Source organism: Paenibacillus sp. RS8, from assembly GCF_041956825.1.
Classification (GTDB): domain Bacteria; phylum Bacillota; class Bacilli; order Paenibacillales; family Paenibacillaceae; genus Paenibacillus_AQ.
Genome location: NZ_CP168131.1, coordinates 1,896,975 through 1,921,342 on the forward strand (window position 1 = coordinate 1,896,975; position 24,368 = coordinate 1,921,342).

21 protein-coding genes are annotated in these 24,368 nt (G+C 46.1%); 17 read left to right on the forward strand and 4 right to left on the reverse strand.

Translation table 11 applies throughout. The features are described from left to right. Positions 1-2: 2 nt before the first annotated feature. The 10 genes from ACDZ28_RS09770 (at position 3) to ACDZ28_RS09815 (ending at position 8,433) form a co-directional block, all read left to right on the forward strand. The gene (locus tag ACDZ28_RS09770) at positions 3-1,034 is read left to right on the forward strand and encodes an ABC transporter substrate-binding protein (RefSeq protein WP_042123486.1); all 1,032 of its coding nucleotides are present in this window, start codon (positions 3-5) and stop codon (positions 1,032-1,034) included. 11 nt (positions 1,035-1,045) lie between these two features. Continuing rightward, positions 1,046-1,822, forward strand: coding sequence for an ABC transporter ATP-binding protein (locus ACDZ28_RS09775; RefSeq protein ID WP_375104540.1), 777 nt, complete (start codon positions 1,046-1,048; stop codon positions 1,820-1,822). A gap of 18 nt (positions 1,823-1,840) precedes the next feature. After that, a complete protein-coding gene (locus ACDZ28_RS09780; protein ID WP_042123488.1) occupies positions 1,841-2,617 on the forward strand; it encodes an ABC transporter permease in 777 nt (258 codons plus the stop codon). Positions 2,618-2,822: 205 nt separating this feature from the next. Next, positions 2,823-3,935 carry an ABC transporter substrate-binding protein gene (locus ACDZ28_RS09785; RefSeq protein WP_375104541.1) on the forward strand — a complete coding sequence of 371 codons (1,113 nt, stop codon included), beginning with the start codon at positions 2,823-2,825 and terminating at the stop codon, positions 3,933-3,935. 91 nt (positions 3,936-4,026) lie between these two features. After that, a complete protein-coding gene (locus tag ACDZ28_RS09790) occupies positions 4,027-4,950 on the forward strand; it encodes an ABC transporter permease (protein ID WP_375104542.1) in 924 nt (307 codons plus the stop codon). Continuing rightward, a complete protein-coding gene (locus ACDZ28_RS09795) occupies positions 4,947-5,750 on the forward strand; it encodes an ABC transporter permease (RefSeq protein WP_375104543.1) in 804 nt (267 codons plus the stop codon). Before ACDZ28_RS09790 ends, ACDZ28_RS09795 begins: the two co-directional genes overlap by 4 nt. Next, complete coding sequence (locus ACDZ28_RS09800; RefSeq protein WP_042123492.1) at positions 5,747-6,790, forward strand: ABC transporter ATP-binding protein; 1,044 nt, start codon at positions 5,747-5,749, stop codon at positions 6,788-6,790. Before ACDZ28_RS09795 ends, ACDZ28_RS09800 begins: the two co-directional genes overlap by 4 nt. A gap of 5 nt (positions 6,791-6,795) precedes the next feature. Then, a complete protein-coding gene (locus tag ACDZ28_RS09805) occupies positions 6,796-7,671 on the forward strand; it encodes an alkaline phosphatase family protein (RefSeq protein ID WP_375104544.1) in 876 nt (291 codons plus the stop codon). Between the two features lie 95 nt (positions 7,672-7,766). Further along, positions 7,767-8,084: a hypothetical protein gene (locus ACDZ28_RS09810; protein ID WP_339288866.1), complete on the forward strand. Its 318-nt coding sequence runs from the start codon at positions 7,767-7,769 to the stop codon at positions 8,082-8,084. 112 nt (positions 8,085-8,196) lie between these two features. Then, positions 8,197-8,433 carry a DUF6953 family protein gene (locus ACDZ28_RS09815; RefSeq protein WP_042123499.1) on the forward strand — a complete coding sequence of 79 codons (237 nt, stop codon included), beginning with the start codon at positions 8,197-8,199 and terminating at the stop codon, positions 8,431-8,433. 71 nt (positions 8,434-8,504) lie between these two features. On the opposite strand, the gene ACDZ28_RS09820 is transcribed toward ACDZ28_RS09815, so the two are convergent. Then, a complete protein-coding gene (locus tag ACDZ28_RS09820; protein WP_042123501.1) occupies positions 8,505-10,817 on the reverse strand; it encodes a UvrD-helicase domain-containing protein in 2,313 nt (770 codons plus the stop codon). A 424-nt stretch (positions 10,818-11,241) separates the two neighbouring features. Here ACDZ28_RS09820 and ACDZ28_RS09825 point away from each other — a divergent pair, with 424 nt between their 5' ends. Further along, positions 11,242-12,078, forward strand: a complete 837-nt coding sequence (locus tag ACDZ28_RS09825) for a DUF6492 family protein (protein ID WP_042123503.1) — start codon at positions 11,242-11,244, stop codon at positions 12,076-12,078. 11 nt (positions 12,079-12,089) lie between these two features. Then, complete coding sequence (locus tag ACDZ28_RS09830; protein ID WP_375105331.1) at positions 12,090-13,454, forward strand: sugar phosphate nucleotidyltransferase; 1,365 nt, start codon at positions 12,090-12,092, stop codon at positions 13,452-13,454. Between the two features lie 85 nt (positions 13,455-13,539). On the opposite strand, the gene ACDZ28_RS09835 is transcribed toward ACDZ28_RS09830, so the two are convergent. Beyond that, on the reverse strand, positions 13,540-14,418 hold the full coding sequence (locus ACDZ28_RS09835; RefSeq protein ID WP_042123509.1) for a Cof-type HAD-IIB family hydrolase: 879 nt from the start codon (positions 14,416-14,418) through the stop codon (positions 13,540-13,542). Between the two features lie 272 nt (positions 14,419-14,690). Here ACDZ28_RS09835 and ACDZ28_RS09840 point away from each other — a divergent pair, with 272 nt between their 5' ends. Then, the gene (locus tag ACDZ28_RS09840; protein ID WP_042123511.1) at positions 14,691-15,932 is read left to right on the forward strand and encodes a DUF445 domain-containing protein; all 1,242 of its coding nucleotides are present in this window, start codon (positions 14,691-14,693) and stop codon (positions 15,930-15,932) included. Positions 15,933-16,020: 88 nt separating this feature from the next. On the opposite strand, the gene ACDZ28_RS09845 is transcribed toward ACDZ28_RS09840, so the two are convergent. Then, on the reverse strand, positions 16,021-17,154 hold the full coding sequence (locus ACDZ28_RS09845; RefSeq protein WP_375104545.1) for a glycosyltransferase family 4 protein: 1,134 nt from the start codon (positions 17,152-17,154) through the stop codon (positions 16,021-16,023). 182 nt (positions 17,155-17,336) lie between these two features. Here ACDZ28_RS09845 and ACDZ28_RS09850 point away from each other — a divergent pair, with 182 nt between their 5' ends. Then, positions 17,337-18,113, forward strand: a complete 777-nt coding sequence (locus tag ACDZ28_RS09850) for a YheC/YheD family protein (RefSeq protein ID WP_231574005.1) — start codon at positions 17,337-17,339, stop codon at positions 18,111-18,113. Here ACDZ28_RS09850 and ACDZ28_RS09855 read toward each other — a convergent pair. Next, positions 18,106-18,921, reverse strand: coding sequence for a hypothetical protein (locus ACDZ28_RS09855; RefSeq protein ID WP_375104546.1), 816 nt, complete (start codon positions 18,919-18,921; stop codon positions 18,106-18,108). The genes ACDZ28_RS09850 and ACDZ28_RS09855 overlap by 8 nt on opposite strands. Positions 18,922-19,200: 279 nt before the next feature. Between ACDZ28_RS09855 and ACDZ28_RS09860 the strand changes: the two genes are divergently transcribed. The 3 genes from ACDZ28_RS09860 to pulA all read left to right on the forward strand — a co-directional run bounded on the left by ACDZ28_RS09860 (position 19,201) and on the right by pulA (position 24,102). Then, on the forward strand, positions 19,201-21,402 hold the full coding sequence (locus ACDZ28_RS09860) for a PAS domain S-box protein (protein ID WP_375104547.1): 2,202 nt from the start codon (positions 19,201-19,203) through the stop codon (positions 21,400-21,402). Further along, the gene (locus ACDZ28_RS09865; RefSeq protein WP_375104548.1) at positions 21,402-22,025 is read left to right on the forward strand and encodes a C39 family peptidase; all 624 of its coding nucleotides are present in this window, start codon (positions 21,402-21,404) and stop codon (positions 22,023-22,025) included. Before ACDZ28_RS09860 ends, ACDZ28_RS09865 begins: the two co-directional genes overlap by 1 nt. 121 nt (positions 22,026-22,146) lie before the next feature. Then, positions 22,147-24,102 carry a type I pullulanase gene (gene pulA / locus ACDZ28_RS09870; protein WP_375104549.1) on the forward strand — a complete coding sequence of 652 codons (1,956 nt, stop codon included), beginning with the start codon at positions 22,147-22,149 and terminating at the stop codon, positions 24,100-24,102. Positions 24,103-24,368: the final 266 nt, after the last annotated feature.

Genomic DNA, 24,368 nt, shown 5'->3' on the forward strand with positions numbered 1-24,368 from the left:
TTGTGAAAAATTCATGGATCAGCTCAAGCTTCCTGCTCTTATCCTTATCCGTTGTTATCCTTTTATCAGGCTGCGGCTCCAAAGGTGATGCGTCGCCGGCTAAAGATGGAGCGGTTAGCGGCAAAGTAGAGACCTTGAAGATTAAAATCGCTGACATCAATACGAATCCAACTTTTCGTGTGGCATTAGATAAAGGTATCTTTGCGAAACACGGGGTAGACGCTGAACTAGTCAACTTTGGTTCCCCGGCAGAAGGTGTAAATGCACTCTTCATTAAGCAGGTGGATGTGGCTTTCGGGGCAGATTTTCCCCTGCTGAACGCAGTGTCGAAAGGAGATTACGCGATCATCGCTTCAGCGGGTCTGGCGACAGATGAAGCTTCTACAGAATGGAAGCTGTTCGTACAGGATGATATCAAGACAGCTGAGGAATTGAAGGACAAGAAGCTGAGCTTTATTCGTGGAACCTTCATTCCGTACCTTTGGGATGAATATTTGAAAGAGCATCAACTTGCATTAAGTGATGTGGAGCTGATAGGACAAGGAGCATTTGATGAGTCTTATATCGCTTTGAAGCAAGGGGCTGTGGATGGGGCATGGTTCTATGGTTCCGTTCTTAATGATAAGCTGGGTGCCCTTGCAGGTGTTCATGAGCTGACGGATATGTCTAAAACAACCGTACGATTAGGAATGGGCATTGTAGCAGGAAATGATTTTATAACAAAAAATCCTGAGGGGATTGCGAACTTTCTCGCAGCAGTGGATGAAGCTGGGGTCTATGCACAGGCTCATCCCGATGAGGTTGCTGATTTAATGTACGAGGAAGTGAAGCAGCCTAAGGAATCCACGATTAAAGATCTTCCGAACAATCCGTGGGCCCTCGGATTCACGCAGGCGGCTTATGACAGTCTGACTAAGCAGAAGAATTATATGGTCGACACTGGAATCATCGAGAAGGATTTCGATTTGGATAGCAAGCTGAATCTTGAACCATTGACCAAAGCTTTGCCGGAAGAAGTCACGTATAAGAAATAGGAGGGTTCAAAATGTCATTGCCTGCTAAGCAACACACCATTCATATTGAGCAGCTTCGCAAGAGCTACAGTGAGCCAACCGCCGGAGACGTTCATTATATTATTAAAGATGTGGATCTCATAATCAAAGGCGGAGAGTTCTTCGTTCTACTTGGTCCAAGTGGCTGCGGAAAATCGACGCTGCTGAATATGATCGCCGGATTTGTTTCCAAATCTGGCGGTAACCTTCGGGTGGATAACGAAGAGGTAAATAAGCCTGGCAGAGATCGGGCAGTTGTGTTTCAACAAGCGGACTCCTCTTTATTCCCTTGGCTAACAGTTCGAGAGAATGTGGAGTTCGGACTGCGAATGAAGAAAATTGCAAAGGCAGAACGGCGCACGATATCGGATAGGTTCATCGGGCTTGTAGGTCTGAACGGGCATGAGGAGAAGTTCCCGAAGGAGCTATCAGGAGGGATGAAGCAGCGTGTTCAGCTGGCACGGGTGCTCGCCAATGATCCGGTAATCCTGCTGATGGATGAGCCCTTTGGTGCACTTGACGCGATGACCCGGAGGACAATGCAGAAGGAGCTGGTCAATATCTGGCAACAGACGCATAAGACAGTGATTTTTGTAACCCATGATATTCAGGAAGCCTTGCTGCTGGGGGAACGGATCGGCATTATGTCTGTAGGGCCTTCCTCTAATATCACGGACATTTATGACAACATGTTGCCTTATCCGCGGGACATCGCATCACCGGAATTTTACTCGTTATACAATCAAATTCAGAGCCATTTCGAAGAATAGGATAGGGTGGGGCAGATGATGAAATGGGTAGAAAAGAAATGGGTTTCTGTATCTATACTATGGATTGCCGCACTCTGCATCTGGCAGCTTGGGGCGGTGATCTACGGTCCTGATGTGATCCCTGGACCGTGGAGTACGCTCCAGGGTGGCCGGGAACTGCTTGAAGACGGCACCTTGATGCAATATATCGGCATTAGCTTTTACCGGGTGCTTATTGGCTGGGTACTCGGCAGTTTAATGGCGATTCCTGTAGGATTGGTAATTGGAAAGGTGAATGTGATTCGTATCTTTGCAGAGCCTTTTCTGAACTTTATCCGTTTTATCCCGCCGATTGCGTTCATTACATTGTTTCTCGTGTGGTTTGGCATTGGAGAGCAGTCGAAGATTGCGTTGATTATGTACGCTACCTTTTTTATCGTGGTGCTGAATACCTTAACCGGTGTAATGTCTGTGGAGGAGGATAAAATCCGCTCAGCCCGCAGTATGGGCGCCAGTGAGTGGCAAATCCTGATTCATGTGATTGTCCCGGCGACGATACCGTATATTTTTACAGGCATCCGGTTAGCGATGGGAACGTCGTATATGGCAATAATCGGTGCGGAAATGATTGCTTCGAACGAAGGTGTAGGTTATCTGATTTGGAATTCACGGTTATTCTTTCGTACAGATTGGATTTTTGTAGGGTTATTCTGCCTTGGCTTTATGGGCTTTTTCACGGATCGGTTATTTGGGTGGTTCGGTAAGAAAGTGCTCTATAGATACGGCGTGGTTAGTGTCGCGGCGCGTAGAAGGTAGTGTAACTTTATTTAATAAAATAATGTAAACACCAAAGCTGCCTGAGGAAATCAGGTGGTTTTTTGGTATGTCTTATTTTTTATTTACAAATATTCCTATTCTCCTTAATGTCACGAAAATAGTACACGCCTATACTGCAATTGGGTGCCTAACAGTTGGAGCATAGAGAAGCCCGCAAATAAGAAATAGGAGTGAAGGGGAAATCATGAAAAAAGGGATCAAAAATCAATTATCGATGGGTCTAATGTTATCCTTGCTCGTCCTGTTGCTTGCTGCTTGTGGAAATTCGGCCAAGGCTGAGGAAACAACGAATGGAAATGCTGGCACCAAAGAGTTAAGTCTGACCGAGATCGAGAATAAAGCTAAAGAAGAAGGCAGTGTTATCAGTGTGGGAATGCCGGATTCCTGGGCGAATTGGAAAGATACATGGAGTGATATGAGTAGTAAGTATGGTCTTACACATTCAGATACGGATATGTCGAGCGCGGAGGAAATTGCCAAGTTTGATGCAGAAAAAGATAAGCCAACGGCTGACATTGGAGATGTAGGGATCGCTTTTGGATCGGTTGCCGTAGATAAAGGAGTAACACAGCCTTATAAAACGTCCTACTGGGATGAAATCCCCGATTGGGCTAAGGATAAAGACGGAAATTGGATTGTCGGCTATCAAGGCACAATTTCTTTTCTGACGAACACCAAGCTTGTGGCTAATCCACCGAAGAGCTGGGAAGATCTGAAGAACGGCAGCTACAAAATCATCGTTGGCGATGTAACCAAAGCTGCTCAAGCTCAGATGGCTGTATTGGCGGCAGCAATTGCCTTTGGCGGTGATGAGTCGAACATTGAGCCGGGGATCGCTTTCTTCGAGGACTTGGCTAAAAAAGGACGCCTCTCCAATGCAGAAGCTTCCCTTGCCAATATCGAAAAAGGGGAAGTAGAAGTTACCCTGCTGTGGGATTTCAACGCTTTGAACTATAGAGATCAAATCAACAAAGATGGCTTCGCGGTAGCCATTCCGAAGGAAGGCAGTGTGGTGAGCGGTTATGCAACGATCATTAACAAATATGCACTGCATCCTAATGCTGCGAAGCTGACTCGTCAGTACATCCTTAGTGATGAAGGACAGATTAATCTTGCCAAAGGGTACGCTCGTCCGATCCGTGACAGCGTAACGCTGCCGGATGATGTTGCGGCTAAGCTGCTGCCAAAAGAGGAATATGTCAATGCTAAGCCTGTTGGTGATTACAAGGTGTGGGAAGAGACAGCTAAGACCATTCCGCAATTATGGCAGGAACGTGTGCTTGTGCATTTGAACTAGAATTGTTCTTCCCTAAAAAAAGAAGCAGGGCGCCTTCGTCACGATGCCGTAAGGTGCCCTTGTTCTATTCCCGCGACAAGGAGTGAGGAAGTTGAAACAGAAAAGCCGCGGTGTGATTCTGGCACTCATTCCGTTTGCACTGATGGTGTTGGCATTTCAGCTGGTACCTGTATTGTCCATGCTGACGGGAAGTTTCCAAAAGGCAGACGGAACTGGGTTTACGCTAGGCAATTATCTGCATGCACTGCAAAGTCCCTATTACATGCAGGCGATCAAGAACAGCTTGCTAATCTCTTTAACTTCAAGTCTGATAGGGATCATTGTCGGACTTTTTTGTGCATATTGTATTACTCGGTTCACTCCAAAGGTAAGGGACAGACTCTTAATGCTGTCGAATATGACCTCTAACTTTGCGGGGGTCCCGTTAGCTTTTGCATATATTATTTTGCTCGGAAATAACGGGGTGTTTACGCTTTTATTCAAACAGTGGGGCTGGAGTGTTTTTGCCGACTTTGATTTATATAGCTGGTCTGGTCTGATTCTGGTGTATGTCTATTTTCAGGTTCCGTTAGCCTTACTGCTCTTATATCCGTCTTTTTATGGCATTCGTGAGCAGTGGAGAGAGGCGGCGTCCTTGCTGGGGGCAGGACCGTGGCAGTTCTGGAAGACGATTGGGCTACCGATTCTAACCCCGGCGATATTTGGCACGCTCGGAATTCTTTTTGCCAATGCAATGGGCGCTTATGCCACGGCTTACGCATTAGTTGGCGGGAATTATAATCTGCTGGCGGTACGTATCGGTTCTCTGGTTGCTGGGGATGTGGTTACTCAGCCTGAAATGGGGAGTACGCTTGCTGTATTACTCGGTCTGACTACGATTTTGGCAGTTTATTTGAATCATCTGATGGTTCGGCGCACGGAAAGATTTGGAGCTAAAGCGCTCAGTAAATCGAATGTAAAAGCCAAATCTTCTCGGCGCTTATGGACAGCAGCCAGTGAGGAGGCTCGGCAATGAATATACGTAAAGCGGGCTTTGCTCCGCGTACCTTCATGCTAATGCTCATGGCGTATTTATTACTTCCACTGCTGGCAACCGGTATTTATGCCTTCGCGCAGGACTGGCAGAATACCTTGTTGCCTCAAGCATGGACATTAAATTGGTTCGGAGAAATGTTTAAGGATATTCGTTTTTTGGAGGCGCTTTGGACCTCCCTGTATTTATGTCTGATCAGTGTAGTACTGAGTCTGGCCGTGATGCTGCCAGCTGTTTTTGTCATCACCATTTATTTTCCGCGTTGGGAGAACTTTATGAAGGTGATCGTTGTTCTGCCTTATGCGGTGCCCGGTGTAGTGGCTGCGGTGGGTCTTATTCGTACCTATTCCTCTGGTCCCTTGGATATCGCTGGAACAGCTTATTTATTGGTGGGAGCATATTTTGTAGTCATTCTTCCCTATATGTATCAGGGCATTTGCAATAGTCTGTTGACCGTTAACGCCGTAGAGCTGCTGCATGCTGCAGAATTGCTTGGAGCCCGCCGCAGAACGGCTTTTGTAAATGTGATTTTGCCAAATATCTGGCCTGGGGTTATCGTTTCGACCCTGTTATCATTCTCTGTTCTGTTTGGCGAATTTGTTCTTACCAACATGCTAGTTGGCGGACATATTCAGACGATTCAGGTATATCTATATCAAAGAATGGGCGAAAGCGGGCATTTAGCCAGCGCGATTGCGATCTCGTATTTTCTGTTTATTCTAGTCCTTTCGATGGTACTGATGAAGCTTGGCAAAAAGATGGGGGGAGGCGTTAAGGGATGAACGATTATCTGAAGCTGCAAGGTATACGTAAAATGTTCGGTGATACCTGTGTGCTAGACAATATAGATTTAGAGATTCGCGAAGGGGAGCTTGTGACGCTGCTGGGGCCCTCCGGTTGTGGCAAAAGTACGTTACTTCGCTGCATAGCTGGCCTTTCGGAACTGGATGGCGGCAGAATTGTTCTGGAAAATAAAGATCTGGTAAATCTGCCGCCCCGTAAACGCGAGGTGGGGATGGTGTTTCAGTCTTATGCTCTATTCCCTAATTTGACAGTGAGCCAAAATATTGAGTATGGAATGAAAATGCGTGGAGTATCCAAATCCGCCAGACGTAGCCGCTGCGAGGAACTGCTTGCTTTAGTTGATCTGGAGGAGAAGCGGGATGACTATCCGCAGTCACTCTCCGGTGGACAGCAGCAGCGTGTAGCATTGGCCCGTTCTCTAGCCGTGCAGCCCAAAGTATTACTGCTGGATGAACCCCTGAGTGCACTCGATGCCAAGATTCGCAAGAATCTACGTGCTGAAATTCGCGATATTCAGAAGCGTTTTAACATGACGACCCTATTCGTTACGCATGATCAGGAAGAGGCGCTGATCCTATCCGACCGTATCTGTATTATGAACGGTGGGCGAATTGTTCAGGATGGAACACCGGAAGGACTGTATACGGCGCCGCGGACAGAGTTCGTTGCCCGGTTCATGGGTAGTTATAACGTATTGACTCGGCCTGAAGTGATGGCGCTGTTCCATGGAATAGATAGTGGGATGGACAGCTTTGCCATTCGTCCCGAAGCCGTAACGCTGCTGCATGAGGGAGCAGGTCAACAGGAGGCTGCTGCCGGAGCGCAACTGGTGAATGGAATGATTAAATCGGTGTCTGTGCTTGGAAATATCATTCGATGTACGGTTGAGGCTGAAGGAATCCGCTTAACGGTTGATCTTTTAAATGATGGACGCTGGCTGCGGGTTGGAGAAGGGGACAAAGTCACATTGGCGCTGAACCCTTCCGAGCTTTTACATTTAGAGCGAGAAGGAGCGTGAGTAGAATGTCGGAAATGACCAATAAACTCATTGTGGTTGTCTTGGATGGACTTAGATATGATGCTGCTCGCAAGTACATGGGGTATCTGGAGCATCTTGTGGAGCAAGGATCCTTATCTTGTTATCGAGTGCAGTCAGAATTACCCAGTCTATCACGCCCGCTTTATGAAGTGCTCTTAACGGGTACACCCGTGTCCAAAAATGGAATTACGGCCAACCATATTGTGAGACCAAGCCATGAAGAAAGTGTATTTCATCTGGCAGTGGGCGCTAATTTGCGTACAGCTGCTGTTGCCTATCATTGGGTCAGTGAGCTTTATAATTCAGCCCCTTTTGATCCGCTGGCTGATCGTCATCAGCATAATGTGATGAAACCGATACAGCATGGGAGCTTTTATTTCGAAGATCACTATCCTGACAGCCATGTGTTTGCCGACGCTGTGTATTTACGGAGTGCTTATGATCCGCATTTTCTATACATTCACTCCATGAATATAGATGATGCCGGGCATCGTTATGGCGGGGAGAGTAAGGAATATGAGCTTTCCGTGCGTAATGCCGACGGTCTGCTGGCCACTGTTTTGCCCATTTGGATGGAGCAGGGGTATAAGATTCTGATTACGGCCGATCATGGAATGAACGCAAACGGGTACCATGGTGGGGTCACCTCTTCCGAGCGGGATGTGCCGTTATATACGTTTGGAGTAGATGTGTTGTCTTCCGAAAAAGAGGATCAAGTAATTCCCCAGTTGCGGTTAGCGCCGCTAATGTGCCATTGCTTGGGGCTTGCTCCTTCGGCTGCAATGAGCAAGGAAGGCTTGTCTCCTTTTGTACAGAAGCAATTACATCATGAAGGTGCTGAGCCCTTGCCACTGGGATAAAAATTATAATAGGCAAGCACAATAAAAATCATATACGAGGAATCTGGATTTTTGTATAATAAATAGTATATTTTACCTATTTGGGAGGTTGTCTATTGAGTGCTGCTAGAGGTATGAAATGGATTACAGGCTCGTTTGAAATTATTTTGGCGATTCCATTTCTGGGTGCTACTATTGTAGTGTTCAGTGGGTACTCTGTACTGGGATTTATGTTTATTCTTCATCTAATCACTTTGATTTTATCTTTAAAGAACAATGAATCTATCTATGGTTCAGTGCTCGGAATTGTAACTTCTTTATTGGCTTGGATTCCACTTGTGGGATGGGCACTGCACTTGATTACAGGGATTTTGTTGATGGTAAGTGGCGGACAGAAGACCCGTTATCCTTCGAATCATAACTATCCACAATAATTAAAATCAGCCTAATACAGCCCGATTCGGACGTTTGTCCGGTCGGGCTGTATTCATGTTATAATGAGGGCACATTTTAGCATGAAGCACTTACGAAAGGAGGCACATCCATATGGAAGTAACAGCACAAGATGTAGCGGAATGGATGGTTAAGGAAATTCGGTTTACGGGTACCTTGTATCAGACCGCGGCGATTGAATATGTAAAAGAGAATTTTGGGGAACAATTTGTATTTGTGAATGAGAATGGCAATGCCTCACTGTCCAAGGAAGTAAAGAAAGCTTTCCGAAAGCTGCACGGCGGCAAAATTGCGTGGGATCGCGATGGTTTTTTGTGGGCGTGGACTTAAGCCGAAACATGGCGTTATATATCAAAAAGCAAGTTTCCAGGGAAGAGGAAACTTGCTTTTTTTTGTGAGAATCATACTGGAACTTCTCTCTGATCCTTTGCCATAGGCGAGCTACATAGAGGGCAGGGCTTCGAGGTTAGATGGTCCTCGGCTCCGCCAGCTTTCATGCGTGTCCAACCAGGACAGCTGCTGCCCGTGCAATTCCATACCGGAACGACATGGGTTTTTGTTGTGGTTGTTCGGCTGGTCGGCAAGGCTCTTGTCGTCACTGTTCTTGTTGTTACTGCTCTACCCACCGTAGTTGCTGCTGTGGAAGAAACAGCTGAACGAAAGGCGGATAACATGAAGCGGGAAACCTCCGCTTTTTTACCGCGATGCTGTGCAGGTGAGCTGATAAACAGCTCCTCTCGGGCTCTCGTAACGGCCACATACGCCAGTCTCCGTTCCTCCTCCAGCGCGGCTAGGCTTGAAGCTCCGCTGCTTCCGGCAGCAAGCTTGCGATCTTTTAACCGGTCACCCTCCAGTGCAGAGCTATGCGGAAGAATCCCCTCAGACGCTCCAATTAAAAACACAACAGGGAACTCTAGCCCTTTTGATTTATGAATGGTCATTAGTGCAATCCGGTTGCCTTGCTCTTTAGTACCTGGTTGGCGATTATGCTCGTTACGCTCCGTGACATTATCTATGAAATCAAGAAAGGCAGGGATGCTGTCGAAACGTGCCGCGGAAGATTCTAGCTCATCTAGCATTTCTTTTAGCGTCTCGCGATGTAAGGTTGCTTGATGCCGTTCATTCGCTTCGATGAAATAATCGTAGAATTGGGTACGAATCTGCCGAATTGCTTGTATTGGGGTCAGTTCGCGTATATTCCGGATTAGATCAAGCCGATCTCTTAGCTTAGTTCCCTTGAAGTCTTCCATGCCAGGCATAGACAATAGGTGGATTAATGGTCCTTGTTTGGGCTGTCTAGCCTCCATCTGGCGGATGTGATTCATGCCTTTTTCACGATTCATATATAGCGTCGGCAGGATGTTCTCCATTGCTGCAAAATTCCGCCGATTCACGGAGAGTCGCAAATGATCCAGCACCGGAGAGATCAGCCAGTGCTCGTACAGTAATTGCCCTTCACCATAATCAATATAGGGAATGTCGCGTAAAAGGAGTAGTTCGAGAACGGCCCGATTGCTGCTCGACGCCCGGTACAACATGGCGAAGTCGCTATATTCTCTTTTGCCGCTAGAGACCTCGTTTAAAATATGCTCGATCATCTGCTCCGCTTCTTCATCTGCAGTTTGCGGACGCATATATCGTGGCTGACTTCCACTACCTTTTGCGGCTTGCAGGGTTTTGGAGCGTCGGCGTGTATTGTGCCGGATAATGCCGTTGCCAAGTCCCACAATAGCTGGGCCTGAGCGGTAGTTGATATCGAGAGTAATAACCTTTGCTCCCGGATAGAGTTTTTCGAACTCTAAAATGAACTCACTGCGCGCTCCGTTGAAGGAATAAATCGTCTGGTCATCGTCACCAACCACCATTAGATTATGCTGTGGGTGAGCGACCATTTTGACAAGCTCGTACTGCAAGGCGTTCGTATCTTGGAACTCATCGACCATCACGTACAGATATCTCATCTGCAACTCTTGCAAAAGCACCGGACGCTCCTTCAGCATCCGATAAGCGATTAAGAGGACATCATCGAAGTCGATTTTGAAATTGTCTAGTTTCCATTGTTCGTATATTTCCAGAATGGATTTCATTTCTTTTTCGGCGGTGGTGCTTTCTGGCAGATCTTCCACGGTGCCCATGTTCATTTTGCAGGAAGAGAGCAGTGAGAGTAGGGTTTCCGGTGGATAAGCATCCTTCGGCAGTCCGAGCTCACGCATGATCTGCTTCAATAGGATGTGCTGGCGCCGTGTCTCACTGAAAATCTCCTGCTGCAATCCCTGTCTGCGCAAGAAAAACAAGAAAAAAGAATGAAACGTACGAGCCTGTAGCCGCGCGACGTCAGCTGTGCTGACTCCGGGGAGCAGGGCGATTCGTTCGCGCATTTCTGCCGCGGCTTTACTCGAGAAAGTCAGCAATAGCAGCTGACTCGGCGAGACGCCGCGCACGGACAACAAATAACCGGTTCTGCAGATCAGAACCGAGGTTTTGCCGGAGCCTGCGCCGGCCAGTGTCAGCAGCGGCCCTTTATGATGCCGCACTGCGGCAATCTGCGGGCGGTTGAGCAGGATGCCGCCTTCCTCCAGCCTACGGAAATAAGCGGAGTCTCCCTCTTCCCGCTTCACCAGCTCCTTGCTGGTCTGTGCTGAAGCTACAGCTGCCTGCGGGATGCGTTCGCCGGTAGCACCCAGCGGGATATTATGAAATAAGAGCTTATTCAATAGATTCACCTTCATATATTTCTGTATAGAGTGAGCTCAACAAAACTAGTTAGAGGATGGTTGAGTCCATCTTAAAATGTGCCGTTTAAAATATGCTATAAATTTAGCCAATCTACAATATACCATCCCAGCGTTTTTGCTGCACAGAAAAAAATGCTGGATATCGTGTGGGTGAAAGGAGGAGTTTGGCTGTGGGAGTGGGGCTCCAATGGGCAAAATGTACGGTATAAATCGTGTAGAAATACTGGAATTGGGGGCTCTATGTGCGGTATAAATCCGTAGAAAAGCTGGAATGGGCTTCATGAGCGAAAAGAAGGGTATAAATCCCCCCTTGTCCTCTCTTAAGTTTACAGTGTAGCCCATTCCCTTTCCTTATCATCCTCATATCCTAAAGCAAAATCATGATATGGAGATGACCGTACGTATGCCCTCACCCAATAAGGTCCGCATAAGACATGCCGTTACCATAGATGTGCTTATTCCGGCTATCGAGAAGGATTTGGCTACCCTCCCTTATGTTATTGACGCTGTCCGAACTCATGTTAAGCATCCGATAGGTCGAATACTGATTGTCGCACCAAAAAAGACACGGATATTGGATTTCTGCCGAAAAAAGGGCTGTACCTTTGTCGATGAGAATACAGTCCTTCCGATTACTAAAAAAGATATCCATTACCGTTCACGGAAATGGGAAAGATCCGGTTGGTTGTTCCAGCAATTGTTGAAGCTGAATGGTGACAAGCTGTGTACGGCTGACTATTTTTTAGTCATCGATGCAGATACGGTCTTAATCGCTCCTCATCGTTTCCGTGAGAAGGGAAAGACGATTTTTTACAGCCGTAATTGGAGTCAGCCTCAGTACTTTACAACCTATAGGAAGCTAATGGGTAGGAGGGCGGCATCTGCTTCATCTTTTGTGACGCATTATATGCTGTTTGAGCGCAGCCAATTGGCTCAAATGAAAAGAGAGATTGAAGTGAAGCATCAGAAGCCTTGGTATTCGGCGATTTTACACAGTATGGACCGCACTAAGCAATTTGCTTTCTCTGAATTCGAAACCTATGCGAACTACTTGTATTCGAAGAATCGTGGGGGCATGAGGATCCAAAAAGCACGTAATAAAGGTCTCCATATGAATGCAGGCCAGCTATCCAAACAGAAGCTGAACGAGCTGGCGGAAAAGTATAGATCGTTGTCTTTTCATAAACGAAAGGGGTATGTGAGAACAACGAGCAGTAAGTCCGGCACAGGGGGGCGATAGGCTTGCAGATCGTGCTCCTTTCAGGGGGATCGGGAAAGAGGCTGTGGCCGTTGTCGAATGAAATCAGGTCAAAGGCATTCTTGAAACTTCTTCCAACAGAAAATGGCGGTATGGAGTCGATGATTGAGCGAGTATGCAGAGGGCTGGATGAGGCAGGATTGCTGGATTCAAGCTGTATTGTAACCCATAGCAGTCAGGTGGAGATTACTCGCAAATCTGTGGGGGATCAGGTTTCCTTATTGGCGGAGCCGCAAAAGCGGGGAACCTTTACTGCGGTTGCTCTGGCGGCGAGCTATTTGCACTCCGTGAAGAAAATAGATTTGGAAGAGATCGTAGTGGTCATTCCGGTGGATTCATATGTGGAGGCTTCTTTTTTTAAACAGCTTCAACAATTTCCCAGCGTGCTGTCCGAATCACAAGCGGATATTGCCCTGATCGGTGTTACGCCTGAATTCCCATCCACACAGTTCGGGTATATTTTACCCGGTGAAGGTTCGAGCGATATGTCCTTTTTAAATGTTAAGCAGTTTGCGGAGAAGCCAGACGAAGAGACGGCGGCAGGGTTCATTTCCCATGGAGGACTATGGAACTGCGGGGTGTTTTCCTGCTCACTAGGCTACCTGCTCTCAAGTATGATAGAACGGAGCCTCCCGGTTGATTACATGGAGCTATTGAAGCGTTATGACGAATTGCCAGAACGAAGTTTTGACTATGAGGTGCTGGAACATACACGGCGAGCGGTAGTTATCCCTTATACCGGAGTCTGGGCCGATATTGGCAGTTGGGATGCGCTTACCCCTCATTTGCAGGAAAAGGTAATTGGCAGGGGGAGCATTTCTGAGGATTCAAAAGGAACCCATTTGGTGAACGAGCTCTCTTGTCCCGTGCATATCATCGGAGCTCCGGGATTAATCGTGGCGGCAGGTCCAGATGGCATTTTGGTTGCTGGGATCGAGCAGGCGAAACGGATTAAGCAGAAGCTGGAGGGGCATGCTGCAAAGCCGATGATTGAAGAAAAGCGGTGGGGAAGCTCTCGCATCCTGGATTTCTCACGAACAGCAGCAGGAGTTGAGGTCACGACCTCCAAAATTACCATGTTGGCAGGGAAGCACACTAGCTATCATTTTCACAGGCATACCAAAGAAATATGGTCTTTTCTTTCTGGAAATGGAGAGTACCGTATGAACGGCTTTCTTCATGGGGTTGCTGCCGGAGACACGGTCATGGTACCTGCTGGATCGAGACATGGTTTGCGGGCGCTTACCCCGCTAGAATTGATCATTATTGAACTGGTGGCATTTCCTGACGTGGGGGATTATGTACGTGTTTGTGCTGAATGGGAGGGGGAGGACAACTCCCTTGATCATTTGAGGTGAAATAGGTGTGGAAGAGAGGTACAAACAGCACCGTGAGCATAACTGCCCACGGTGCTATTTGTGTACACGCAACGTAACAAAGGAATCACTTTTGAGATTCTCTGCTCAAATTCAAAAGATGCTCAAGTCCTACCGCCACTCCATCTTCCTCATTGCTGACGGTAACGAATTCAGCCATTTCCTTGAGTATCGGAGCTGCATTAGCCATGGCAATTCGGTAGCCAGCCACCTCGAACATCGGTTGATCATTATAGCTGTCACCCATTACGGCTACATCCTTTAGTGGGATTCCATAATGGGCGGCGAGCATAGCTACACCGGAGCCTTTGTTGGCATCTTCGTGGTTAATCTCGATATTGTTGACATGGGAGGCTGTGATAATGAGGCCAGGGATCGCGGCAAAGCGGGTGGAGGCTTCTTTGAGCAGTTCACGGTTTAGAGAAAAAGCTAACGTTTTATAAATGACGTTTTCCTCTTTGCTCCAGATCTCTTCCATACTCTCTACGTAAGTTACCGCTGCTTGTTGAAACTGCTGATCGATCATTGCTTTTAGCAGCCAGCTGACTTCCTCTGGGACTTCTTCTTCACTTAATGCAGATAATTTCTCTAATCTAACCCGTTTATTTAGTTCTACATATACGTTGTCCTCTGTGTATACTTCGTAATACAAATCCGGAATTTCATTCATCCAGCGTAACGCAGGAATAATGTCTTCCTTATTCAGCGGTGTACTTGCTGCGAGCGTGCGGTCAGACAGTGTGACTACTGCGCCATTCAGACTGACCACAGGGCATTCCAGATCCGCTAGCCGTAGCTGTCGTTCCGCATCCATAAAAGAGCGTCCCGTAGCAATAATTACGATATGACCTAAATTTTGAGCCTTTATAATCGCCTCGCGGTTCTTTGGGCTAATTTGTCCTTCTTCGTTCAGCAATGTTCCATCCATATCTAAAGCAATCAGCATAGTGTATGATCTCCTTATCCAGTCTTAGTTGTCCCCTTCGCGGGCCAGTGAAAACGTTACTTGTATCTTATCATTAATATTCTGAAAACCAAAAACACCTTTTCATTCATTTATAATCGTATATTTTTAGAAAATAGTTCAGTCGTGGTACAATAGTTGTCAAACTAATCGACTAACCGAGTCTATCGTCAGTTCATGTTCGTGGGACGTGATCCGCCGATATTTTTCCTGCGTAAGGACATCGGTAGCTGTATATGTAAGGGGGACTAATCGTGAGATCCAAAAACTTGGCCACCATGTCACTAGCTTTTATGGCATGTGGGTTTCTGATTACACTATTTCTACCTGAAAATCTCGCTGTGATTCTACTAAGAGGTGGATTTGAGGCCGGGCTGGTCGGGGGGATTGCCGACTGGTTCGCAGTAACCGCGTTATTCCGTCATCCGATGGGGTTACGTATTCCACATACCTCATTGCTGCTCAAGAATCGCGATAAGATTATCCAGTCGTTAATTACTGCTATGGAGACTGAGCTGCTGAACAAAGAGAGTATTGAGAACAAGCTGCGCAAGTTTGGTATTATGTCTATGGGTTCCAAACTGCTGACGAAGTTCTTTAGTAAGAAGAAGGCGAGAGCCCAGATCCTAGAGCAGCTTAGCGAATTTGTGTCACGACTTCCGGTAGAGAAAGCTGTACCTTTTCTTCAAAAGGCAGCTTCCGATTATATTCGTGAAGCGGAGCTTGGGGTTGCGGCCGATAAAATTGTCACTAAATTAATGAACGATGGAAAAGATGTAGCGGCTCTGGATTATGCGCTGGAAGGGGTGTCTAACTGGAGCGGTCGTCCTGAAACGAAAGCTATGCTGGGTAAGATCGCCAGTGAGAAACTGGCTGAAGTGAAGCTTGGTGGACTTAAGGGGATGGCTTTTCAGGCTTTCGTTGGGTTTATGGATGCGGATATGCTTGGTGAAATGCTGCAAGGCATGCTACAGTCGGGTATTCGCGATTTTCGTGAAGAGGATAGTCCATATCGTGAAGAGATCATTCGAGAAATTCGGGTGGCACTGTTCCAGATTGTTAATGACGAGGCTAGAATGGCTTCTGTAAAAGAATGGGCACTAAATGAGCTTGAGGGAGAAGCGGCAACCGCTTTTCTGCATACTCAATTGGAGAACGTACGTAGCAAGGCACTCTCCTTGTTGGAAGAGGACCGGGCAGCTGGTGGACGCAAGTTATTCGCACTATATGCTCTGCTTGTGCGCCGTATTAGCAAGGAACAAGAGTGGATCGGCAGCTGGGAGGAGCGGATTCGCGCTTCATTAATTGCATTTGTAGAGGCTAACCACTACCGAATCGGTCTTTTGGTGAAAGAGAATCTGGATAGCATGGACGATGCTAGTCTAGTGAATATGCTGGAGGATAAAGTAGGTAAAGATCTTCAGTGGATTCGTGTGAACGGTGCCTTATGCGGTTTTGTTGTAGGGCTTGTTCTTACAGTTGTTCAATTTATTTAACTCAAAGTAGTCCGTCTCCAGTGATTGGAGGCGGACTACTTTTTTTTGAAATATAAGAAAGTATAAGTTTCGCACCATACTTTATGTCTTATATTTCCCGTTTATACTTGTAGGATTCTATTGTTGTACTAATGTATCTTTGATAAATGCGTTCCAAATCAGTTGCTGTACGGTGCCAATTGAAGACCTCAAGCGCATCTGCTCTTCCTTGTTTCCCGATGGTTGCTGCTAACTCCGGATTCCGGCCTAGTCGCAGCAAATATCTAGCGAAGGGCAAGGCCTCGCGATATCGTTCCACCAGATAGCCGTTATGGCCGGAATCGATAATCTCACGGATACCTCCATTGCTAGAAGCGATGACGGGCAGTCCCGAGGCCATAGCCTCTACATTAACAAGTCCAAAGGATTCATGACTCTGAGAAGGACATACAAAGCAATCGGCGGCTTGATAAAGGGTATGAATATCTTCATGAGCTACATTTCCAAGGAAAGAGACGGGTACTCCCAGCCGCCTTGCAAGCAGCTTCAGCTGACGTAAATACGAAGGGTTCCCTTTGCCTGCAATTACAAGATGAACGGGAAGATGTTTATTTAAATGGTACATAGCGCGTATCAATATGGGCACCCCTTTGCGGGGAATGACTCGACCGACGAATAAGACGGTAAAGGCCTTCGGGAGTCTGTAAAGTCTGCGAAGATGGTATTTTTCCTGTGTGCCTACGGGAGTGAATCGATCAAGATCTGCTCCTAGCAGGACAATACGGATTTCATTGTCTAATTGAGGGAATCGGTGAGTTAATCTTCGTTGTAGAGAGTGGCTATTCGCAATAATCAGATCTGCTCTTGCCAGGGCCCTAGCAGTCTTATTTGTGTCCGGTGTGAATGTAAGAGAATGCAGAAATAGAAATACCGGAAGATGAGGGAGCCGTTTCTTTACAGCAGACATAAGATGGGGGCGATTATCAATCTGAACGATATCAAATGACTCATTCTGAATGTAGTCTAATACCGAAGTACGATAATGGACGGGAGTACTTGCAGGCAACCGAATGATTCTGACCTGCTCTAATATTGAGGCATCGGGCAGTCCCGGCGCTCTTCGGCTCACAATGGTAACCTTATGTTTCTCAGCCAGCCGTCTGGCAATGGCCCAAATGCAAATTTCTACTGAACCGTCTCCCGGAACCGGGAGCCGTTCCGGCGCAATAATACAAATATGCATGGTTCATGCCTCCTCTGATCCGCTAATGGTTATCCTCTTCCCACCATATGCAGCTTTAGTATCTGGAGATACATCTGAAAGCGGAGAGGGCGTTCAACCCATGCCATTCATATTGCCGATGCATAAAATACTAAGGCTAAGCAAGGCTGTGATCATTATTTGAGTGATAGGGGAGAGGGCAATTGGGAACGAAGTCAAAGTCGGCGTTGACCAGCAAATGGATTAAAACCAAGGTGCTCATGCAAAGTTCCGAGATTTCACCGCTGATTCCAGAGACTGTAAGGTTTAGTAAAGCCAACTTAAAGACGATGCTGCTGAAATATGGGATGATTTACGTTAAGCCGGAACACGGTACTTACGGTAATGGTGTGATGAAGGTTGAACAGAGTAAGGACTCTCATGGAACAGAATACAAATACCAAAGTGGAACAAAGATAAAAACGTTTGGAGTCTATGACACCTTTTATTCATCACTTAAGAAAGCGACACGCGGACGTAGTTACTTGATTCAGAGAGGCATTGTTTTACTGAAGCATGGTAAGCATCGCTTTGACATCCGTGTGATGGTCCAGCTCAGTCCGCGTGGCAAATGGGAAACTACCGGATTGATTGGCCGAGTAGCTGAGAAAGGCAAGATTGTTACCAATTATCATAACGGTGGTACGCTAATGTCTATGGAGAAGCTGCTGTCGCCTTATTTGAACGATGCTCAGCAAGCTCAGATGCTTAAGATATTGAGAAAGCTAGGTGAGGATACCGGACGTTTCTACCATAAGAAATATCCTGGGTTTAAACAGATTGGTGTAGATGTAGGATTAGATAACCACATGACGCCTTGGATTATTGAAGTGAATACTAGTCCGGATCCGTATATTTTCAAACATCTTTCTAATAAAAGCATGTACCGCAAAGTGATGGCTTATCGCAGAGCAAATGAGAAGAAGAAGACCGTTAGCTGATTTGTTTCTTTGTATTCGCTATAACAAGGGAAACCTTTTGTTCGAGCTCAATTATTTTTTGTTTGTGGGTTGCGATCTGACGATAACCAGAGACCAGTGAAGATAGGGATTGGGTGGTTAGCGTAAGATTTTGTTTACGAATCGCTGCTTTAAAGTCCGTCCAATCTGCTGAGACACGTTTGTTTAACGAGGTGATCACGCTCTTGTTAGATTTGATCGTGATTTGAGGACTTTCAATGCCAGCTAAGGTTTTGCGAGCTTCAGCTATTTTTTGGGTACGTGTTTTTTTCGCAGCGTTTAGCTGATTCTGCTTATCGCTGATCTCTTGGCGTGCCAACTGAACCAAGATTTTCATAGCGTCACCTTGGGCACGCAGTACGGTATTCAAGGTCTTATCCTTAAGAGTCTTGGCGATACTAATTCGTTTGTTAAGCGCACTATACTGATCAAATAAGGGCTGGTAGCGTTGCTTACAGCTCTTAACGGAGGCTTCCAAGCGGTTCACTACTTCAAGATCAATCTCTTTCATTTGTTGACGTACAACGACTATCGACTGCTCATTGTTGTAGTGAAGGATTCGGATCTGCTCCTCGCGCTGATCATACTGCAGCTTTAAGGTGGATAAATCATTATACAGAGCAGTCAACTTAACCCTAGCAGGACCCTCGGCTGTCGCGGCTGTCAGATCAAAAGCCGCTTTAACAGAGGGGGTTAATTCTGTTGTGGATGCAGCAATAGCTCCAGATGATGTGCTTAGCAGTAGCAGGATCGCCAGCAGTAATAAGGGCACCGACTTTAATGTTTTCATTTGTTCTCCTCCTATTGTCGTAACCTAATGGCAACAAAAAAAGCACCCGTAGCAAAGGCAAAAGCCTTTATTACGGGTGCTTCCAGCGTAATAGGTCACGAACGATATTATTATGTTTAATAATAGTTTGCCCCAGGCCATCCAGTCAATATTTAAAATTAAACTATTCCCTATTCAAAATGATACGCAGGGCATTTCTATACTCACTTCTCTTATCGTATACTGAACTTAGGATGGAATAAAGGATGCAACGTTCGCAACAAAGGAGGTCTGGCGTAGATGGATAACGCGGTAGAATACAGCACAATGTTGGAACATGCATTTATGAGGTCGCCAGAGGGAATAGCCGTACTGTCTTTGAACGATGGTAAGGGCAACTGGCTAAAGGTCAATCCGGCTTTTTGCAATTTACTTGGCTTTACTGAAGCTGAGTTTCTTGCTGGGGCTATTTTTGCAGAAATGGAAAATAGACAGACGTCTTCGAAAGAGCTTTCCTATAGATTGGTGATGGACGAGCTTCAGAATTCTCCAGCAGGGAGCTGGAAGAAGGAAGAATGCTTTTACAAAGGGGATCACCCGGTATGGCTTTCCCTGACATTCTCAGGATTTGGAACAACAGGACAAGCCCCTTCGTGTATTATTGTGTACGCCGAAGATATTACAGACCGAAAGATTGCAGACCAACAAATGGAAGATCAACGAGATCTAGAGGAACAGATTTATCAAAGTGAACGTAATTATAGATTGATGTCCGAGAATTCGCTGGATTTAATCTCGCGTCATGCAGTTGAAGAGCGCAAACAGTTCGAATTCAAGCTTCAAGAGAATGAACAGCGCTATAAATCCTTATTTGAATATAATCCTTCTGCTGTGTACTCCATGAATTTGCAAGGGGATTATTTAACAGCCAATGCGAATCTGGAGAAACTGACAGGGTATTCGCTGGAAGAACTGATCGGAATGTACTTTGGTCCCGTTGTGCATGAGAAGGACATGGAGAAGACGCTGTATCATTTTAACTTAGCCGCTAAGGGCTATCCTCAAAGCTATGATCTGACACTTATTCATAAAGAAGGCCATTTTATAGAGATTAATACCACTAATATTCCGATCATTGTAGACGATCAAGTGGTAGGCGTATACGGTATTTCCCGTGACATTACGGAACGTATAAGATATACGGAACAAATCGAAAAGCTAAGCAATGAATACACCCTTATTTTAAATGCGGTTTCGGAGGGTATTTTTGGACTCGATATGGAGGAGAAGGTGACCTTCATCAACCCAGCAGGTTTGCATATGCTCGGCTATGAACATGATGAGATTATGGGTCATACCTATCTAGATCATATTCAGCAGACAGCGCTTGATGGGATCCATTACCGGCCAGAGGAGTCGCCATTAATCAAAGCCATTAGGTCAGGGGGATCTTACCAGAGCAAGGATGCAGTCTTATGGCGTAAAGATGGCACGAGCTTTCTTGCAGAGTACCAGGTAACGCCTCTTTTTGATAAAGGTGAACCTAAGGGTGTTGTAGTCGTGTTCAGGGATATTACAGATGAGAAGGAGATCATTCGTGCCAAGGAATCTGCGGAAAAAGCGGACCAGGCTAAATCAGAGTTTCTGGCCATTATGAGCCATGAAATACGCACGCCTATGAACGGCATTGTGGGGATGACTGATCTGCTTGCCGAGACAGAACTAGATGAAGAACAACGTGAGTACACAAATATTATTAAGGAGAGCAGTAGCTCTCTTCTATATATTCTGAATGAAATTCTCGATTACAGTAAAATTGAGGCCGGAAAAATGATGATCGTACATGAGCCCGTGCATCTTCGAGAGGTACTGGACAGTGTAACGGATCTATTTATGGCTAAGGCTTTGGAAAAAAATCTTGAGCTGTCTTACAGCATGGCACCAGGAGTTCCTACGTTCATTATGGGAGATGCAGGACGATTACGTCAGGTATTGGTTAATCTGGTTAGCAATGCGATTAAATTTACTGACCGAGGCAATGTCTGTATTTACGTGGAGCGGAATTTGTCCGTGGTTTCAAAGAAATCGCCTTTGAAGTTTAATGTCAGAGACACGGGGATAGGTATTCCTTTAGAAAAGCAGCATCAGTTATTTCAATCATTCTACCAGCTGCACTCCTCGTTTAATCGTAAGTATGCTGGGACGGGTTTAGGACTAGCCATTTGCAAAAAGCTCGTCGAGCTGATGGGCGGAGCCATTGCGGTGGAGAGTAGCGAAGGAGAGGGCTCTAATTTCTATTTCACGCTACAGATTAATCCTGAAAGCGGAGATGAGAGTGATGAAGAAATAGTTGCTCAGACAGAGCAGAAACCCGCTCAGGAAATGGAATCAGGATTTGATTTAGAGGTACCTATGGATGCTGGTGAAAATGTGATTCTACTCCCGGAGGGCAATGCCCTTTCAGCTTCTAAGCCGATTTCTTCAAAAGGAGAAATGTCCTGATGAAGCATAGAAACTCCAGTCTCAGCAACAAACTACCGGCGGATCCATACACACAGTGGGAGGCTGGGGTTTCATCCCCGTCTTCTGCTTGTGGACCTGCGACAATGGCAGCTTTAACCGAGTATTGGCATACCCAGCTAGGAATGGACTTTATTCGTGGCACAGGTCATTTTCACTCCAAAGCAGATCATATTAATTACATATACAGTCATCACGGAGGAACCCCTTTAGGCATGAGTACACGTCGTTTTGTAAAGGGAATCACAGCTTATATCAACGCTTCAATCTCGCCAGAGGGGGAGTATAAGCTATCTATCTCTACTTTTAACGATTTCGATGTGTATAAAGCGGAGATTGATGCAGGTCGACCAGTCGCTGTTAAATTTGATAAATGGTTTAATTTTCGGTGGAGAGGGAGCTTTGCTTACGACTACCACTGGGTATTAGGTATAGGATATGAGGTGCCTGATAACGGTGATCGTCCAATTCTCATCATTCAGGATAATGGTGTGAGGTATAAGGACGGAAGAATTGCTCTTTGTAAAGAACGGCGCATTCCATATTATTCGAATAAAGACATCATTACGATGGTAGGTTTGAATATCTTAGAAACACCTAGTTAATCGCGATCTGCTAAGGGAATTCCTCTGGAAAAATGATCTAATTATTTTGAGTCCAAACGTTTGCACAAATGCGAGGATCATACTATAATCCAGTTAATAACTGGAAAAGGGGATAGGTGCTTTGTCCGTACAAAAGGAAATGAAGGAACCCATTTATTATGGTGATCCTGCGACTACTAGGGGTATTTCTGTTTTTGCTCAGGAGTTTGATCAGTTGTTCAGCTACGACGGCGATGATCTGGGACTGACCTATTCACCGGCCTGCTCATCATTTTGCTTGTGGGCTCCTACGGCTCAGGAGGCAGAGCTAGTAATCTATGATTCATGGCAGGGAGCGGCGGAGAGCAAATATGCTATGATTCGCGATATCCGGGGAACGTGGAGAGCTACAGTTGACGGTGATCTGGATGGCAAATTCTATACTTACCGAGTGCGTTTAGGTGAACAGTGGAATGAAGCAGCTGATCCTTATGCACGGGCTGTTGGCGTGAACGGTGACAGAGGCGCTATTCTAGATTTGCGCAAGACAGACCCTGAACGTTGGACGGAAGATAAGCCGCCGTTTGAGGATCCTGTGGACGCCATTATTTATGAACTTCATTTGCGTGACTTATCCATTCACCCGGCGAGCGGGATGACTCATAAGGGACAATATCTCGCTTTGGCGGAAGAAGGAACCCGCGGACCTGAGGGTATTCTAACCGGACTTGATCATATCGCAAATCTCGGTGTAACCCATGTGCAGCTATTGCCTATTTATGATTATTCTACAGAGAGTGTAGATGAGACGAAGCTGGATGAACCTCATTTTAACTGGGGTTATGATCCGAAGAATTATAATGCTCCTGAAGGCTCCTATGCTACGGATCCCTATATGCCCGGACTACGTATTCAAGAGCTAAAAACAATGATTCAAGCGCTTCATGATCGTGGCCTCCGTGTCATTATGGATGTTGTTTACAACCATGTGTACGATGGATATCGCGTGAATTTTACTAAACTGGTTCCAGGCTATTATTTGCGATATAAACCAGATGGAAGCTTGTCGAATGGCTCAGGCTGTGGGAATGACGTCGCTACAGAACGCTTGATGATGTCCCGCTTCATTGTGGAGTCCGTGGTCTATTGGGCTAAAGAATACCATATCGACGGCTTCCGGTTTGATTTGATGGGCTTGATGGATGTTGATACGATGCGGGAAACTCGGCGGCGTCTGGATGGAATAGATCCATCCATCATGACGATTGGTGAAGGCTGGATGATGGGAACAGAGCTGCCGATGGAACGGCTCGCTCATCAGAAGAATGCCTCCCTTATGCCGGGAATCGGACATTTTAATGATGACTTCAGGGATGCGATTAAAGGAAATATCTTTTTGTATGATCAGCCGGGCTTCATCAGTGGAATGATGGGTCTGGAGCCTGCGATCAAGGCGGGGATTGCGGGAGGAATTGACTTCAGCCCAGGAATTAAGCAATTTGCCGAAGAGCCTCAGCAAAACGTTAATTATGTGGAGTGTCATGATAATCATACCTTATGGGACAAAATCGTATTGTCCACTGAGGGCGAGACGGTCGCTCAGCGCCGATCCATGCATAGGCTGGCTTCTGCGATAGTGTTCATGAGTCAGGGGATTCCTTTTATCCATGCGGGTCAGGAATTTATGCGCACCAAGAACGGAGTGGAGAACAGCTACAAATCCTCGGTTGAGATCAATCGTATGGACTGGGAATTGTGCGCTGCGCATCAGGAAGAAGTGGCGTATATGAAGCAGCTAATTGCACTGCGTAAAGCTCACCCGGCCTTCCGTATGCGAACCGCAGATGACATTCGGAAGCATTTGGTTTTTGAAAAAGCACCGGCAAGTGCAGTAGCTTATACACTGCGTGGCCATGCTGGAGGAGATGCAGCGAAGCATATCTACGTTCTTTTTAATGCGAATGCTGAACAGACCGCTGTGGTTCTGCCGCAGCTTGGAGAGTGGAAGACCATCTTTGGCGATGAACTTGCGCTGGATCTGACAGGGAATAAGTTAACTGTAAATGGGATTGGGACAGTAGTACTGACAGTGAAATAGATAGTCTTTTATAAGATCAATATTGAAAAGCATGCGGAGTAACGTACTTTAATCAGGTACAGTACACTGTGTGCTTTTTTTGTTTTTCTATTTTCTTAATTTGATTGTTTCATTTTACATAAAAAGGTGACATTACTCATTTTCGATGACGATATTGGATGTTAATATGAAGGCATTTACTTTGACGCTTTAGAGTGGCATAAGCTTGACCTCAGACAAACATAGAGCGTATTTATCTTTTTCAACGGTTTAGAAAGTATATATTG

Bases quoted from the DNA above. Each gene is read 5' to 3' on its own strand.
- ACDZ28_RS09775 (WP_375104540.1), top strand. From the start codon at position 1,046: ATGTCATTGCCTGCTAAGCAACACACCATTCATATTGAGCAGCTTCGC.
- ACDZ28_RS09780 (WP_042123488.1), top strand. From the start codon at position 1,841: ATGAAATGGGTAGAAAAGAAATGGGTTTCTGTATCTATACTATGGATT.
- ACDZ28_RS09785 (WP_375104541.1), top strand. From the start codon at position 2,823: ATGAAAAAAGGGATCAAAAATCAATTATCGATGGGTCTAATGTTATCC.
- ACDZ28_RS09795 (WP_375104543.1), top strand. From the start codon at position 4,947: ATGAATATACGTAAAGCGGGCTTTGCTCCGCGTACCTTCATGCTAATG.
- ACDZ28_RS09800 (WP_042123492.1), top strand. From the start codon at position 5,747: ATGAACGATTATCTGAAGCTGCAAGGTATACGTAAAATGTTCGGTGAT.
- ACDZ28_RS09805 (WP_375104544.1), top strand. From the start codon at position 6,796: ATGTCGGAAATGACCAATAAACTCATTGTGGTTGTCTTGGATGGACTT.
- ACDZ28_RS09815 (WP_042123499.1), top strand. From the start codon at position 8,197: ATGGAAGTAACAGCACAAGATGTAGCGGAATGGATGGTTAAGGAAATT.
- ACDZ28_RS09825 (WP_042123503.1), top strand. From the start codon at position 11,242: ATGCCCTCACCCAATAAGGTCCGCATAAGACATGCCGTTACCATAGAT.
- ACDZ28_RS09835 (WP_042123509.1), bottom strand. From the start codon at position 14,418: ATGCTGATTGCTTTAGATATGGATGGAACATTGCTGAACGAAGAAGGA.
- ACDZ28_RS09845 (WP_375104545.1), bottom strand. From the start codon at position 17,154: ATGCATATTTGTATTATTGCGCCGGAACGGCTCCCGGTTCCGGGAGAC.
- ACDZ28_RS09855 (WP_375104546.1), bottom strand. From the start codon at position 18,921: ATGAAAACATTAAAGTCGGTGCCCTTATTACTGCTGGCGATCCTGCTA.
- ACDZ28_RS09860 (WP_375104547.1), top strand. From the start codon at position 19,201: ATGGATAACGCGGTAGAATACAGCACAATGTTGGAACATGCATTTATG.
- ACDZ28_RS09865 (WP_375104548.1), top strand. From the start codon at position 21,402: ATGAAGCATAGAAACTCCAGTCTCAGCAACAAACTACCGGCGGATCCA.